The 14889-nt window shown below is 38.1% G+C and carries 14 protein-coding genes and 1 riboswitch; all 14 genes read left to right on the top strand.

From position 1 onward, the window contains the following. The first annotated feature begins 460 nt into the window (after positions 1-460). A complete protein-coding gene (locus tag HHU08_RS03080) occupies positions 461-1006 on the top strand; it encodes a DUF2179 domain-containing protein (RefSeq protein WP_169187772.1) in 546 nt (181 codons plus the stop codon). Further along, complete coding sequence (locus tag HHU08_RS03085; RefSeq protein ID WP_016205028.1) at positions 999-1196, top strand: NETI motif-containing protein; 198 nt, start codon at positions 999-1001, stop codon at positions 1194-1196. The genes HHU08_RS03080 and HHU08_RS03085 overlap by 8 nt, the downstream gene beginning before the upstream one ends. Positions 1197-1303: 107 nt before the next feature. Next, a riboswitch (purine riboswitch) is annotated at positions 1304-1405 on the top strand. Positions 1406-1528: 123 nt separating this feature from the next. Beyond that, complete coding sequence (gene purE, locus HHU08_RS03090) at positions 1529-2017, top strand: 5-(carboxyamino)imidazole ribonucleotide mutase (protein WP_169187773.1); 489 nt, start codon at positions 1529-1531, stop codon at positions 2015-2017. Continuing rightward, the gene (gene purK / locus HHU08_RS03095) at positions 2004-3158 is read left to right on the top strand and encodes a 5-(carboxyamino)imidazole ribonucleotide synthase (protein ID WP_016205031.1); all 1155 of its coding nucleotides are present in this window, start codon (positions 2004-2006) and stop codon (positions 3156-3158) included. Before purE ends, purK begins: the two co-directional genes overlap by 14 nt. A 3-nt stretch (positions 3159-3161) precedes the next feature. Further along, positions 3162-4454: an adenylosuccinate lyase gene (gene purB, locus HHU08_RS03100; protein WP_169187774.1), complete on the top strand. Its 1293-nt coding sequence runs from the start codon at positions 3162-3164 to the stop codon at positions 4452-4454. A gap of 134 nt (positions 4455-4588) precedes the next feature. Continuing rightward, positions 4589-5308: a phosphoribosylaminoimidazolesuccinocarboxamide synthase gene (gene purC, locus HHU08_RS03105; RefSeq protein ID WP_016205033.1), complete on the top strand. Its 720-nt coding sequence runs from the start codon at positions 4589-4591 to the stop codon at positions 5306-5308. Next, positions 5301-5555 carry a phosphoribosylformylglycinamidine synthase subunit PurS gene (purS, locus tag HHU08_RS03110; protein ID WP_016205034.1) on the top strand — a complete coding sequence of 85 codons (255 nt, stop codon included), beginning with the start codon at positions 5301-5303 and terminating at the stop codon, positions 5553-5555. Before purC ends, purS begins: the two co-directional genes overlap by 8 nt. Then, positions 5552-6238: a phosphoribosylformylglycinamidine synthase subunit PurQ gene (purQ, locus tag HHU08_RS03115; RefSeq protein ID WP_169187775.1), complete on the top strand. Its 687-nt coding sequence runs from the start codon at positions 5552-5554 to the stop codon at positions 6236-6238. Before purS ends, purQ begins: the two co-directional genes overlap by 4 nt. After that, positions 6222-8438: a phosphoribosylformylglycinamidine synthase subunit PurL gene (gene purL / locus HHU08_RS03120; RefSeq protein WP_016205036.1), complete on the top strand. Its 2217-nt coding sequence runs from the start codon at positions 6222-6224 to the stop codon at positions 8436-8438. Before purQ ends, purL begins: the two co-directional genes overlap by 17 nt. Then, entirely contained in the window at positions 8423-9835 is a 1413-nt protein-coding gene (purF, locus tag HHU08_RS03125; protein WP_016205037.1) for an amidophosphoribosyltransferase, read from the top strand. Before purL ends, purF begins: the two co-directional genes overlap by 16 nt. 87 nt (positions 9836-9922) lie before the next feature. Then, the gene (gene purM / locus HHU08_RS03130; RefSeq protein WP_169187777.1) at positions 9923-10954 is read left to right on the top strand and encodes a phosphoribosylformylglycinamidine cyclo-ligase; all 1032 of its coding nucleotides are present in this window, start codon (positions 9923-9925) and stop codon (positions 10952-10954) included. Between the two features lie 16 nt (positions 10955-10970). Further along, complete coding sequence (gene purN, locus HHU08_RS03135; RefSeq protein ID WP_016205039.1) at positions 10971-11555, top strand: phosphoribosylglycinamide formyltransferase; 585 nt, start codon at positions 10971-10973, stop codon at positions 11553-11555. A gap of 57 nt (positions 11556-11612) precedes the next feature. Further along, complete coding sequence (purH, locus tag HHU08_RS03140) at positions 11613-13148, top strand: bifunctional phosphoribosylaminoimidazolecarboxamide formyltransferase/IMP cyclohydrolase (RefSeq protein ID WP_169189596.1); 1536 nt, start codon at positions 11613-11615, stop codon at positions 13146-13148. 192 nt (positions 13149-13340) lie between these two features. Then, complete coding sequence (purD, locus tag HHU08_RS03145; protein ID WP_169187778.1) at positions 13341-14597, top strand: phosphoribosylamine--glycine ligase; 1257 nt, start codon at positions 13341-13343, stop codon at positions 14595-14597. Positions 14598-14889 lie beyond the last annotated feature (292 nt).

Below are 14889 nucleotides of genomic sequence, written 5' to 3' on the forward strand. Positions count from 1 at the left end.
AAGACCTAAAGGCTTATTGCTTTTAGGTCTTTTTTTGAACGTTAGCAAACTAAATAGCTAATAGATAGTTTGGAACATAAATATCATGATTTGCTCATATCTTTGTGATTTTGACCATATATTTTTTGGTGGATCATATTGTGATCTTTGGATTATATCGTATTAGACCTATTCCCTCAACTAAAGGCCTAATAGGTGGATGCTAACAAAATAGTACATACTTATTACTCTTCATCATATCTTTTCTTATAGAAACAACAAAAATCCTTCACACTCGTTTTTCAATTAGAACTAAGCCACCATATTACACATAAAAAAATCCGACTTTCTTCTATTATATAGGAACTTTTCAGATTTATCTGTCTTTTGTCAAGGGAGATAAAATTGTTTACTTCTCTCGCATTAGGTAATTATAAGTATGATATAGGAATTATAAATACATATGGGAGTGAGAAAATGTATGTTTGAAAATAGTGCTACAATGATATTTATTATTCTCGTAATTAATATTGTTTATGTTTCTTTCTTTACGATACGGATGATACTAACTTTAAAGGGGCAACGTTATCTAGCTGCCTTTATCAGTATGATAGAGGTAGTCGTTTATGTTATTGGTTTAGGATTAGTTTTAGATAATTTGGATCAAATTCAAAACTTGATTGCCTATGCGGTTGGATATGGAATAGGAGTCGTAGTTGGAATGAAGATTGAGGAAAAGCTGGCTTTAGGATATATTACTGTTAATGTAATAACGAAGGAATATGATCGTGATTTGCCCAATTCCTTAAGAACAAAAGGTTATGGTGTGACTACGTGGGCAGCACAGGGCTTGGAAGGTGACCGTATGTCCTTGCAAATATTGACTCCGCGAAAATATGAATTAAAATTATATCAAACAATTAAAGAACTAGACCCAAAAGCATTTATTATTGCATATGAGCCTAAAACAATTTATGGCGGATTTTGGGTGAAAAGTGTCAAGAAAGGAAAATTATTTAATGAGTAAGAAAAAAAGATTTGAAGTGCAAACAAATGAGTCAATTAATGACTGTTTAGACAGAATGAAGAAGGAAGGTTATACACCGATAAAGCGATTGGAAAAGCCTGTTTTTAAAGAAGTAAAGGGGAACGGTCATATGACTTATGAGCCAGTATCACAGCAAATAATCTTTGAAGCTGTACAGTTAGAAAGTTAAATCACGAACAATAAAAATGAATTTATATTAATCGTTCGACATTTACTGTTGACAACATATAAATATGCTTGTTAAGATGGTATAGTGTTAGTAAACAAGATAATAAATAAAATTAATTGAATAGCCCTCATATAATAATGGGAATATGGTCCATAAGTTTCTACCCAGTAACCGTAAAATACTGGACTATGAGGGAAAGTGAATGAAAAAGAGCTGAAAAAAGTAGAAGTTTATTTTTTTCAGGTTTATTAAGCTCTGGACAGATACTTTCTCTCTTTTAGTGTAGAAGTTTTCTGTCTAGGGCTTTTTTAAATGGAATCAGGAGGGAGAACATGACCGCATCTGTTGGTGTTATCATGGGGAGTAAATCAGATTGGGAAACAATGAAACATGCTTGTAGCATATTAGATCAGCTAGAAGTAGCCTATGAGAAAAAAGTAGTCTCAGCTCATCGTACTCCTGACTTAATGTTTGAATATGCCGAAAGTGCTAGAAATAGAGGGATTAAAGTAATTATTGCAGGAGCTGGCGGAGCAGCACACCTTCCAGGAATGGTCGCAGCTAAGACGACTTTACCAGTTATAGGAGTCCCTGTTCAATCAAAAGCTTTAAATGGACTTGATTCCTTATTGTCAATTGTACAAATGCCTGGAGGAGTTCCTGTTGCAACTGTAGCAATTGGAAAAGCAGGTTCTACAAATGCAGGACTTCTTGCAGCCCAAATAATTGGAACTACAGACTTAGGATTAGCAGAAAGACTTTTTTCCATGAGAGAAAGAACGAAAAAAGAAGTGATGGAAAGTAGTGATGAGCTTGTCTAATAGAATAATACTGCCAGGTCAAACAATTGGCATTATAGGTGGCGGCCAGTTAGGGCGTATGATGGCAATTGCAGCAAAAGCACAGGGATTTAGAATTGCCGTGTTAGATCCTACAGAAGACTCACCTTGTGGCCAGGTAGCTGATTATAAAATTGTAGATGCCTATGATAGTCTATCAGCAATTAAGAAGTTAGCGGAAATTAGTGATGTCATTACGTATGAATTTGAAAATATAGATGCAGCTTGTCTCGATTGGCTAACGAACAATACTTATGTTCCACAAGGCTCTGCCTTACTTGAAATTACGCAGGATCGTGTGAAAGAGAAACAGGCAATAGAGCAAGCTGGTATCAAAATAGCTCCATATGTTGTTGTCGAAAAAACGAGTGATATTTATAATGGAATAGCACAATTAGGCTATCCAGCTGTTTTAAAAACAGCGCGTGGAGGTTATGATGGAAAAGGTCAATATGTTATTAGAGAAAGCAGTCAAATAACAGATGCGGAAAAGCTTTTAAATAGTGGTGTTTGTGTATTAGAAAAATGGATTCCTTTTGAAAAGGAAATATCAGTTATTATCACGAGAAGTGGAAAAGGAGAATCTACAGTTTTTCCAGTTAGTGAAAATATCCATCTTAATAATATTTTACATGAATCAATTGTTCCAGCTCGAATTAGTGACTTCGCAAAGGACTTAGCGATAGAAAAAGCGAGCAAGTTAGCTGAGTACTTACATTTAGTAGGAACGCTAGCTGTAGAAATGTTCTTGACGGAAGCCGAAGAGATTTATATTAATGAGTTGGCTCCTAGACCACATAATTCGGGGCATTATACAATTGAGGCATGTGAAACCTCACAGTTTGAGCAGCATATCCGTGCAGTGTGTAATTGGCCGTTAGCAAGTACTAGATTACTAAGACCTGCTGTCATGGTTAATATTCTCGGTCAACATCAAGCTCAGGTGGTTGATAAGATTCCAGATTTACAGGACTGGAAGATTCATCTTTACGGAAAAGAAGATCCAAAGGAAAATAGAAAGATGGGGCACGCTACATTGCTTCGTTCATCTGTTGAAATTGCATTAGATGAAATCGAGAATATGGACATATGGAATGTACAGACAGAAAAAATCGGAGGATAAACAATGATTGATCGTTACACAAGACCAGAGATGGGAAACATTTGGACAGAGGAAAATCGCTTTAAAGCATGGCTAGAGGTAGAAATTTTAGCCTGTGAAGCTTGGGTAAAACTTGGTGAAATTCCAGAAGAGGACGTAAAAAAAATTCGCGAAAATGCTTCATTTGATATCGAGCGTATTAAAGAAATTGAGCTAGATACAAGACATGACGTTGTAGCATTTACAAGAGCAGTATCGGAAACACTTGGAGAAGAAAGAAAATGGGTACATTATGGTTTAACTTCTACAGATGTAGTAGATACGGCCCTTTCTTACCAAATTAAACAAGCAAATGAGATTTTATTAAAAGATGTCAAGAACTTTATTGAAGTACTTAAGAATAAAGCACAAGAGCATAAATATACCGTTATGATGGGCCGTACACATGGGGTACATGCAGAACCAACAACATTTGGTTTGAAGCTTGCTCTATGGCATGAAGAAATGAAACGTAATTTAGAAAGATTTAAAGCGGCAGCTGAAGGGATTGAATATGGTAAGATTTCTGGTGCAGTAGGAACTTACGCTAATATTGATCCTTTTGTAGAGCAATATGTATGTGAAGAATTAGGATTGAAACCTGCACCGATTTCTACACAAACGTTGCAACGCGATCGTCATGCAGATTATATGTCTACTCTAGCATTAATCGCTACTTCTATTGAAAAATTCGCAGTAGAAATTCGCGGATTGCAAAAAAGTGAAACGAGAGAAGTAGAAGAATTTTTTGCTAAAGGACAAAAGGGCTCTTCTGCTATGCCACATAAACGTAACCCAATCGGTTCAGAAAACATGGCAGGACTTGCTCGTGTTATTCGTGGCTATATGCTAACTGCTTATGAAAATGTGCCTCTATGGCATGAAAGAGATATTTCTCATTCTTCTGCAGAGCGTATTATTATTCCAGATGCAACAATCGCATTGAATTACATGTTAAACCGTTTCAGCAATATCGTGAAAAATCTAACTGTATTCCCAGAGAATATGAAACGCAATATGGATCGTACCCTTGGCTTAATTTACTCACAACGAGTATTACTTGCTCTAATTGATAAGGGGCTTACAAGAGAAGAAGCGTATGACACTGTGCAGCCAAGAGCAATGGAATCATGGGAAAAGCAAGTACCATTCCGTCAGTTAGTAGATAACGATTCAGTAATTTCCTCTAAGTTAACAAAAGAAGAAATTGATGATTGCTTTGATTACCATTTCCATATTAAACATGTTGATACAATTTTTGATCGACTTGGATTATAAAAAAATAGAGCTGTCAATAAAATGACGGCTCTCATACAAAATTTAAAATCAGAAAAAATCGAATTTTAAGTAAGGTATTGCAAGTATGAATTTTTCGTTTTATCCCTAATTTTTTTGATAAGGAGACTCTTCAAATGGAAAAGAGAGCTTTATTGTATGAAGGAAAAGCAAAAAGAGTGTATGAAACTTCGGATGAGAATATTGTGTGGTTGGAATATAAGGATTCCGCTACTGCTTTTAATGGTGAGAAGAAAGCAACTATTACAGGCAAAGGTCGATTAAATAATGAGATTACTAGTCTACTATTTTTAAAGTTAAAAGACTTTGGTATTCCATCACATTTCGTAGAAAAATTGTCTGAAACAGAGCAGCTTGTAAAGAAAGTGGACATAATTCCATTAGAAGTAGTTGTTCGTAATTTAGCAGCGGGCAGTTTCTCAAAAAGATTAGGAATAGAAGAAGGCATTCCGTTATCAAAGCCGTTGGTTGAATTCTATTACAAGGATGATGCGTTAGGTGACCCAATGATTACGGAAGACCATATCGAAGAATTAAAGCTTGCGGATATAGAAGAAGTTGCATTATTAAAGAAAAAGGCACTCGAAGTAAACGAAGTATTAAGTGGATTTTTCGGAGACTTGGGAATTAATTTAGTTGATTTTAAGTTGGAATTCGGAAAAGACAAAGAAGGAAATATTCTACTTGCTGATGAAATTTCTCCAGATACATGCCGCCTTTGGGATAAAGAAACCAATGCGAAATTAGATAAGGATGTATTTCGACGTGATTTAGGAAATCTAACAGATGCTTATGAAAATATTTTAGCGAGACTAGGGGGCAGTCAACATGTTTAAAGTTAAAGTATATATCACCTTAAGAGAAAGTGTATTAGATCCACAAGGAAATGCAGTGAAGGGGTCGTTGCATTCATTAAATTACAAAGAAGTAGAAGATGTACGTATCGGAAAATACTTAGAATTAACGATTGATAAATCTGAAAGAAACATTGATGAGCTGGTAAAGGAAATGTGTGAAAAGCTGCTTGCTAATACGGTTATTGAAGATTACCGCTATGAGGTTGAGGAGGTTGTTGCACAGTGAAGTTTGCAGTAATCGTGTTTCCAGGATCCAATTGTGATGTGGATATGTTTCATGCGGTGAAGGATGAGCTTGGAGAAAACGTAGAATACGTATGGCATGATACAGACAGTTTAGAAGGCTTTGATGGAATTTTGCTGCCGGGGGGATTTTCCTATGGAGACTATCTTCGTACAGGAGCGATCGCAAGATTCAGTAATGTAATGAAAGAAGTAGTGAAAGCAGCAGAAGCAGGCAAGCCGGTTCTTGGTGTATGTAATGGATTCCAAATACTATTAGAAGCAGGTTTACTACCTGGTGCCATGAGAAGAAATGAAAGCTTAAAGTTCATCTGCAAGCCAGTAGAACTAAAAGTAACAAACAATAATTCTATGTTCTCCTCTGAATATAAAGAAAACGAAGTAATTACCGTACCAATTGCACACGGAGAAGGCAATTACTACTGTGATGAGGAAACAGTGGCGAAATTGAAAGCAAATAACCAAATCGTATTTACTTATAATGGCACAAATCCAAATGGAAGTTTGGAGAATATTGCTGGAATCATGAATGAAAAAGGTAATGTTCTTGGGATGATGCCTCACCCAGAAAGAGCAGTTGATGAGCTTTTAGGCGGAGCAGATGGTCTGAAAATATTTAAATCAATCGTTAGTCAGTGGAGGGAAGCAAATGTCGTTAATGCTTGAACCGAGTCCAGAACAAATTAAAGCAGAAGAAATTTACAAACAAATGGGTGTGACGGATGAAGAGTTTGCGATGGTAGAAGGAATTCTCGGTCGCCTTCCTAACTACACAGAGATTGGACTATTTTCTGTAATGTGGTCAGAGCATTGTAGTTACAAAAACTCAAAGCCAGTATTAAAAAAATTCCCAACAACAGGGCCTCAAGTGTTACAAGGACCTGGTGAAGGGGCAGGAATTGTAGATATTGGCGATGGTCAAGCGGTTGCTTTTAAAATTGAAAGTCATAACCATCCGTCAGCAATTGAGCCATATCAAGGAGCAGCAACTGGTGTAGGTGGAATTATTCGTGATGTTTTCTCTATGGGAGCAAGACCAATTGCCATTCTTAACTCATTACGCTTCGGTGAATTAGATAATGACCGTACGAAATACCTTTTTAAAGAAGTAGTAGCTGGAATTGCAGGTTATGGAAACTGTATTGGGATTCCAACAGTCGGCGGGGAAATTGCCTTTGATGATTCTTATGCTGGGAACCCGCTTGTTAACGCTATGTGTGTTGGCTTAATTAATCATGAGGATATTAAAAAAGGGCAGGCACATGGAGTTGGTAATACAGTGATGTATGTAGGTGCTAAAACAGGCCGTGACGGTATCCATGGTGCGACATTTGCTTCTGAAGAATTAACAGAGAACTCCGATGAAAAGCGTCCTGCTGTACAAGTAGGAGATCCATTTATGGAAAAGCTTCTTTTAGAAGCATGTCTTGAATTGATTCAATCAGATGCATTAGTAGGTATTCAAGATATGGGGGCTGCAGGGCTAGCAAGTTCAAGTGCAGAAATGGCAAGTAAAGCTGGTTCAGGTATTGAAATGAATTTAGATTTAGTACCACAGCGCGAAACAGGAATGACAGCATATGAAATGATGCTTTCTGAATCACAAGAGCGTATGCTAATTGTTGTGAAAAAAGGAAGAGAGCAAGAAATTAAAGATCTTTTTCATAAATATGATTTAGAGGCAGTAGCAATTGGGGTTGTAACAGATGATAAAATGCTTCGTCTTCTTCATAAAGGGGAAGTAGTTGCAAATGTTCCGGCAGATGCTCTAGCAGAGGATGCACCTGTATATCACAAACCATCTAGTGAACCTGCTTATTACAGCGAGTTCCAAGCAATGGAAAACTATATTCCTACTGTAGATAACTACGGAGAAACACTTCTTAATCTACTAAAACAGCCTACTATTGCAAGTAAAGAGTGGGTTTATGATCAATATGACTATATGGTTCGTACGAGTACAGTAGTTGCACCAGGTTCTGATGCAGCAGTGGTACGTATTCGTGGAACAAAGAAAGCATTAGCGATGACAACAGACTGTAATGCAAGATACTTATACTTAGATCCAGAAACAGGCGGTAAAATTGCAGTAGCAGAAGCAGCTCGTAATATCGTATGTTCTGGAGCAGAACCACTTGCTATTACAGACAACTTAAACTTTGGAAATCCAGAGAAACCAGAGATTTTTTGGCAAATTGAAAAAGCAGCAGATGGAATCAGTGAAGCTTGCTTAGCATTAAATTCGCCAGTGATCGGTGGAAATGTCTCTCTATATAACGAAACAAATGGAACAGCCATCTATCCTACTCCTGTTATTGGGATGGTTGGATTAATAAAAGATACGAAAGATGTTACTACCCAAAGCTTTAAAGCAGCTGGTGACTTAATTTATGTGCTTGGAGAAACAAAAGCAGACTTTGGCGGAAGTGAATTACAAAAAATGCTAGAGGGTTCTATTTCCGGCAAGGCACCTTCCTTAGATTTAGAAGTGGAAAAAGCTTATCAAAAAGCAGTACTAGAAGCCATCCGTGCAGGCGTTGTAGAGTCCGCTCATGATTTAGCAGAAGGCGGTTTAGCAGTCGCAGTTGCAGAAAGCCTAATCAGCTCAAAAAATTTAGGAGCAAAAGTAGAGGTTACAGCTGATGCAGTAACAGCACTATTCAGTGAATCTCAATCACGTTTCTTGCTTTCTATTAAACCAGAAAACAAAGAAACTTTTGAAAAATTAGTTCCTGCTACACTAGTAGGAGAAGTGACAGATTCAGCCGTTCTTACCATTAGCCAAGGGGAAACTATTCTAGTAAATGAACAGGTCGATTCGTTAACGGATGCCTGGAGAGGAGCTATTCCATGCTTGCTGAAATAAGAGGGTTAAATGAAGAATGTGGCATTTTTGGTGTTTGGGGACATGAAGATGCATCTCAATTAGCATATTATGGACTGCATAGTTTACAGCATCGTGGCCAAGAAGGCACTGGTATTGTGGCAACAGATGGGGAGAAGTTAAAAGGAATTAAAGGAGAAGGGCTAGTTTCAGAAATCTTCACCCAAGAAGCAATCAAAGAATTAAATGGAAAAGCGGCCATTGGACATGTACGTTATGCAACAGCAGGAGGCGGCGGATACGAAAATGTCCAGCCTCTTCTGTTCCACTTCCAAAGTGGAAGCATGGCACTTGCTCATAACGGAAATTTAGTAAATGCTACTGCTTTAAAAAGCCAACTAGAAGCGCAAGGAAGTATTTTTCAAACAAGCTCTGATACGGAAGTCCTTGCTCATTTAATTAGAAGAGGCGGATTTGCCGCGTTTAAAGAAAGAGTGAAAAATGCACTGACAATGATTAAAGGTGCGTATGCTTTTCTTATTTTAACGGAAACAGAATTAATGGTTGCCTTAGATCCAAATGGAATGCGTCCCCTTTCTTTAGGAAAATTAGGAGATGCTTATGTTGTTGCCTCAGAGACATGTGCCTTTGATGTGGTAGGAGCAGAGTTTATTCGTGATATTTTACCAGGAGAACTTTTAATCATCGATGATAATGGCTTCCGTTCAGAGATGTTCTCTGTCGCTTCTAATATCGCAATGTGCACAATGGAATATGTCTATTTCTCCAGACCTGATAGTAATATCAATGGGATTAATGTTCATACAGCACGTAAAAATCTTGGGAAAAGATTAGCACTTGAAGCACCAATTGAAGCAGATGTAGTCACTGGAGTACCAGATTCTAGTATTTCTGCGGCAATCGGATATGCGGAAGCAACTGGCATTCCGTATGAGCTTGGATTGATTAAAAATCGCTATGTTGGTAGAACATTCATTCAACCTTCCCAATCTCTTCGTGAGCAAGGCGTCAAGATGAAGCTTTCTGCTGTTCGCGGAGTGGTAGAAGGAAAAAGAGTGATTATGGTCGATGATTCCATTGTTCGTGGAACCACGAGTAGACGTATTGTGACGATGTTAAGAGAAGCAGGAGCAACAGAAGTACATGTACTAATCAGTTCTCCACCAATTAAAAATCCTTGCTTCTATGGAATTGATACATCAACAAAAGAAGAGTTAATTGCATCAAAATATTCAGTAGAAGAACTTCGTGAAATAATTGGAGCTGATTCTCTTATCTTCTTAAGTACAGAAGGAATGATTGATGCGATTGGTCGTACAGATGATGGAGAAAATAGAGGGCATTGTTTAGCCTGCTTTACTGGTAAATACCCAACTGAAATTTATCCAAATGCTGATCACCCATATGAAAAGGTGTAAGAATACGGAACATAAAAAAAAGAAAAAGCGGCATGAGTAGATGTCGCTTTTCCATTGAATCAAAACAGACTTTTTAGGAGGCACAAAATGGCTGAGGCTTATAAACAAGCAGGAGTTAATATAGAGGCAGGCTATGAAGCAGTAACAAGAATGAAAAAGCATGTGAAAAAAACAATTCGTCCAGGCGTGATGGGTGGATTAGGCGGATTTGGGGGCATGTTCGATTTATCTGTTCTAAATTTGCAAAATCCTGTTTTAGTATCAGGAACAGATGGAGTAGGAACAAAGCTAATGCTCGCTTTTATGCTGGATAAGCATGACACGATTGGAATCGATGCTGTGGCAATGTGTGTAAACGATATTGTAGTCCAAGGAGCAGAACCTATCTATTTCCTTGACTATATTGCTTGTGGAAAAGCAGAGCCTAGTAAGATCGAGGCGATTGTCAAAGGAATTGCAGACGGGTGTGAACAAGCCGGATGTGCCTTGGTTGGCGGAGAAACAGCGGAGATGCCAGGAATGTATGAGGAGGAAGAATACGATTTAGCAGGCTTTGCTGTAGGAGCTTGTGAAAAGGCAAATCTGATAACTGGCGAAACAATTCAAGCAGGTGATGTCTTGATTGGTCTAGCTTCTAATGGAATTCATAGCAATGGCTACTCCCTTGTACGAAAATTATTTTTTGAACAAGCTAATATGTCTCTATCTGATTATATCGAAGAATTTGGTTGTACATTAGGAGAAGAATTAATCAAGCCGACTAGAATTTATGTCAAACCAGTTCTTTCTGCTCTAAAGGAATTTGATATTAAAGGTCTCGCTCATATTACCGGAGGCGGATTTATCGAAAATATTCCAAGAATGCTTCCAGAGGGATTTGGAATGGAATTGGATGAATCGAATTGGGAAGTCCCAGCTGTCTTTAAAAAAATGGAGAAAATCGGCGGGATTGACCGCAAGGAAATGTATAACATTTTTAATATGGGAACTGGAATGGTCCTTGCTGTTAGTAAAGAAGAAGAGGAACAAGTAATTGCTCATTTTGCTCGTATTGGTGAAAAGGCTTATACAATCGGAAGAGTTACAGAGGATGGAGAAATAAAGATCATCCTCAAATAATGGTGGAGGAATGGAAATGAAGCGGATTGCTGTTTTTGCTTCTGGTAACGGATCGAACTTTCAGGCAATAGTAAATGCAGTAAAACGAAGCGAATTGAATGCTTCTATTACCCTATTAGTCTCTGATAAACCGGGAGCTTATGTTATTGATAGAGCGATGAAAGAAGAAATTCCCACCTTTGTTTTTGCAGCAAAGAATTATCAAGAAAAAGCAGACTACGAACGAGAAATTTTAAAACATCTAAAAACGAACAAGATTGACTTAATTGTTCTTGCAGGATATATGAGATTAGTAGGTGGTACGCTTTTACAAGCTTTTGCAGGAAAAATTATCAATATTCATCCGTCTCTTCTGCCAGCTTTTCCAGGTAAGGATGCAATTGGTCAAGCTTTAGAGGCAGGAGTTTCACAAACGGGCATTACGATTCATTATGTGGACGCGGGGATGGATACAGGACCAATTATAGCGCAAGAGGCAATTACTTTAACAGAAGAAGAAACAAGGGAAAGCATTCAGGAGAAAATCCAAGTATTGGAGCACCAACTATATCCAAAGGTAATCCAGCACTTGCTTTATAATAAAGAAGCTTTCCATCAATAGACGTACGGACATTATACTTAAGAAATTAACAGGCATGAAATATCAGGAGGAATAATGATGAAAAAAAGAGCGTTAATTAGTGTTTCTGATAAAACAGGTATTACAGATTTTGCAAAAGAGCTGCATGAATTAGGTTTTGAGTTGATTTCTACAGGTGGAACAAAAAAAGCCATTCAAGATAGTGGGATTCCTGTAATGAGTGTAAGTGAAGTCACTGGCTTTCCTGAAATTTTGGAAGGAAGAGTGAAAACTTTAAATCCGTATATTCATGGTGGCTTGCTTGCTAAATTTGATGAGCCTAGCCATGCTACACAATTAGAAGAACACAAAATTGACCCTATTCAAATCGTTTGTGTTAATTTATATCCTTTCCAACAAACGATTGCTAAGCCAGATGTAACAGTAGAAGATGCAATTGAAAATATTGACATCGGCGGACCAACAATGCTTCGTGCCTCGGCAAAGAATCATCAGTATGTATCAGTAGTGGTTGATCCTATTGATTACCAAACGGTTATTGCGGAATTAAAGCAAGATGGCGAAGTAGCTTTTGAAACAAGACGTAAACTTGCAGCGAAAGTATTCCGTCATACAGCTGCTTATGATGCGATGATTGCAGAATATATGACAGAACTTACGCAAGAGGAAACACCAGAGAAATTGACAGTTACATATGAACTAAAGCAATCTTTACGCTATGGAGAAAACCCGCATCAAAAGGCAGCATTTTACCGCAAGCCTCTAGGATCGGAATTTTCGATTGCAAACGCAACTCAATTACACGGAAAAGAACTCTCTTATAACAATATCAATGATGCAGATGCGGCCATTCAAATCGTTAAGGAGTTTACGGAACCTGCTGCTGTTGCTATCAAGCACAGTAATCCATGTGGGGTTGGAACAGGGAAAGATATTTTTACAGCTTTCTCTAAAGCATATGAAGCAGATCCAGTTTCTATCTTTGGTGGCATAATCGCATTAAATAGAGAAGTAAATGCTGAGACTGCAAAAAAATTACATGAAATTTTCTTAGAAATTGTCATTGCTCCTTCTTATTCTCAAGAGGCATTAGAAATTTTACAAGGAAAGAAAAATATTCGATTATTGACGATTCCTTTTGGAACAGGCAGCAGTAAAGAAATGAAGTTTACTTCTATTGAGGGTGGGTTATTAACACAGGATTTCGATCGCTATTCTTTAGACGATGCAGCGATTACGATTCCTACAGAGAAGAAACCTACAGAGGAAGAATGGGAAGCACTGAAGTTCGGTTGGAAAATCGTGAAGCATGTTAAATCAAATGCCATTGTAGTAAATAACAAAGAAATGACGCTAGGTGTTGGAGCAGGCCAGATGAATCGCGTCGGTTCTGCAAAAATTGCGTTAGAGCAGGCTGGCGAAAAAGCGACTGGAGCAGTGTTAGCGTCTGATGCATTTTTTCCAATGGATGACACCGTTGAAGCAGCAGCGAAAGCAGGAATCACAGCTATTATCCAAACGGGTGGAAGTATTCGTGATGAAGATTCAATCAAGAAGGCAAATGAATATGGAATTGCGATGGTATTGACAGGAGTAAGACATTTCAAACATTAATATCTTCAACTGTTTTAGATGAGATTGTTACTTTAGGAGAGGAAAGATTGAGAACCGATAGACTCAGTCTCCTCTCCGCGGAAGCAAGTGTCTGTAGCGTAATGGAACGGAATTGTTCTTACCGTTAACTGACTGGATGAAAACAACAGAGTATACGAAAACAGCTATATCTTTAAGCTTGGGGGATACGTGATGAATGTACTTGTTATTGGCCGTGGTGGTCGGGAGCACGCGATTTGTACAAAGGTAAGCGAAAGTGACAAAGTAGAAACAGTTTTTGTAGCGCCAGGAAATGTCGGAATGACCGATGTGGCAGAACGAATTGCAATAAAGGAAACGGAGGTAGCGAAATTAGTTGATTTTGCCCAAACACAAAAAATTGATTTAACCATTGTTGGTCCTGAAGTACCGTTACTTCTTGGTGTAGTAGATCAATTTCAAGCTGCTGGCTTAAAAGTATTTGGTCCGAATCAACGTGCTGCTGAAATAGAAGGAAGTAAATCCTTTGCCAAAGATTTAATGAAGAAATACCATATTCCAACAGGAGAATACCAAACTTTTTCTGATTATGAGGCAGCGAAAGCATATATTGAGGAAAAAGGTGCACCAATTGTTATTAAAGCAGATGGACTAGCAGCAGGGAAAGGTGTAACTGTTGCAATGAATATGGAAGATGCATTGGCTAGCATAAAGGACATGCTTGTTGGTGAAAAATTCGGCAGCGCTTCTGCAACCGTTGTTATTGAGGAATTTTTAGCTGGTGAAGAATTCTCCTTAATGTCGTTTGTGAATGGAGAAACGGTGATTCCATTGGAAATTGCTCAAGATCATAAACGTGCCTTTGATGGAGACAAAGGGCCGAATACAGGGGGAATGGGTGCATATTCCCCTGTCCCGCACATTGATCAGAAAATCGTACAAACAGCCATTGAAACAATTGTGAAGCCAACTGCAAAAGCGATGATGGAAGAAGGCAGAACATTTACAGGCATTTTATATGCTGGCTTAATCGTGACAGACAAAGGTCCAAAGGTAATTGAGTTTAATGCAAGACTAGGGGACCCGGAAACACAAGTTATTTTACCGCGAATGAAGTCTGATCTTGTAGAAGTTATCTTATCAGTATTAAATGGAGAAACGCCAACTATTGAATGGTATGAAGAGGATATGATAGGTGTCGTCATTGCATCAAAAGGCTATCCAGATGCTTATGAAAAAGGCGCTGTTATTCAAGGTTTAGATAGAATGGAAGATGTCTCTATTTTTCATGCAGGAACGAACCTTAATGAAGATGGTGCATTTACAACAGATGGTGGACGCGTTTTGTTAGTTGCCGCGAAAAGCAAGACATTAAAAAATGCCCAGGATAAAGTCTATAAAGAACTAGAGAAATTAGAAAGCGATGGCGTTTTCTATCGTAAGGATATTGGATTTAAAGCAATTAAATAGGAGATGTCCCTGTATGTGGCACTTTATTGGTGATTGCATATGGGGATTTTTTTGTTGTTTTTGATAATTCAGTGCCCGAAAGTATGAAAAACAAAAGCAACGTAATAGGGAGGGCTCCTCAGTACCCGTAAGCATGAAAAACAAAAGCAAAAGGTAACAGAGAGAGCTCCTCAGTGCCCGTAAGCATGAAAAACAAAAGCAAAAGGTAACAGAGAGAGCCCCTCAATGCCCGTAAGCACGAAAAACAAAAGCAAAAGGTAACAGAGAGAGCCCCTAAGTGCCCAAAAGCATG

The organism is Niallia alba (assembly GCF_012933555.1).
GTDB classification, from domain to species: domain Bacteria; phylum Bacillota; class Bacilli; order Bacillales; family Cytobacillaceae; genus Niallia; species Niallia alba.

What these genes read in the sequence shown, in the direction of transcription:
- HHU08_RS03080 (WP_169187772.1), top strand. Translation starts at nt 461, where the DNA reads ATGTTTGAAAATAGTGCTACAATGATATTTATTATTCTCGTAATTAAT.
- HHU08_RS03085 (WP_016205028.1), top strand. Translation starts at nt 999, where the DNA reads ATGAGTAAGAAAAAAAGATTTGAAGTGCAAACAAATGAGTCAATTAAT.
- purE (WP_169187773.1), top strand. Translation starts at nt 1,529, where the DNA reads ATGACCGCATCTGTTGGTGTTATCATGGGGAGTAAATCAGATTGGGAA.
- purK (WP_016205031.1), top strand. Translation starts at nt 2,004, where the DNA reads ATGAGCTTGTCTAATAGAATAATACTGCCAGGTCAAACAATTGGCATT.
- purB (WP_169187774.1), top strand. Translation starts at nt 3,162, where the DNA reads ATGATTGATCGTTACACAAGACCAGAGATGGGAAACATTTGGACAGAG.
- purC (WP_016205033.1), top strand. Translation starts at nt 4,589, where the DNA reads ATGGAAAAGAGAGCTTTATTGTATGAAGGAAAAGCAAAAAGAGTGTAT.
- purS (WP_016205034.1), top strand. Translation starts at nt 5,301, where the DNA reads ATGTTTAAAGTTAAAGTATATATCACCTTAAGAGAAAGTGTATTAGAT.
- purL (WP_016205036.1), top strand. Translation starts at nt 6,222, where the DNA reads ATGTCGTTAATGCTTGAACCGAGTCCAGAACAAATTAAAGCAGAAGAA.
- purF (WP_016205037.1), top strand. Translation starts at nt 8,423, where the DNA reads ATGCTTGCTGAAATAAGAGGGTTAAATGAAGAATGTGGCATTTTTGGT.
- purM (WP_169187777.1), top strand. Translation starts at nt 9,923, where the DNA reads ATGGCTGAGGCTTATAAACAAGCAGGAGTTAATATAGAGGCAGGCTAT.
- purN (WP_016205039.1), top strand. Translation starts at nt 10,971, where the DNA reads ATGAAGCGGATTGCTGTTTTTGCTTCTGGTAACGGATCGAACTTTCAG.
- purH (WP_169189596.1), top strand. Translation starts at nt 11,613, where the DNA reads ATGAAAAAAAGAGCGTTAATTAGTGTTTCTGATAAAACAGGTATTACA.
- purD (WP_169187778.1), top strand. Translation starts at nt 13,341, where the DNA reads ATGAATGTACTTGTTATTGGCCGTGGTGGTCGGGAGCACGCGATTTGT.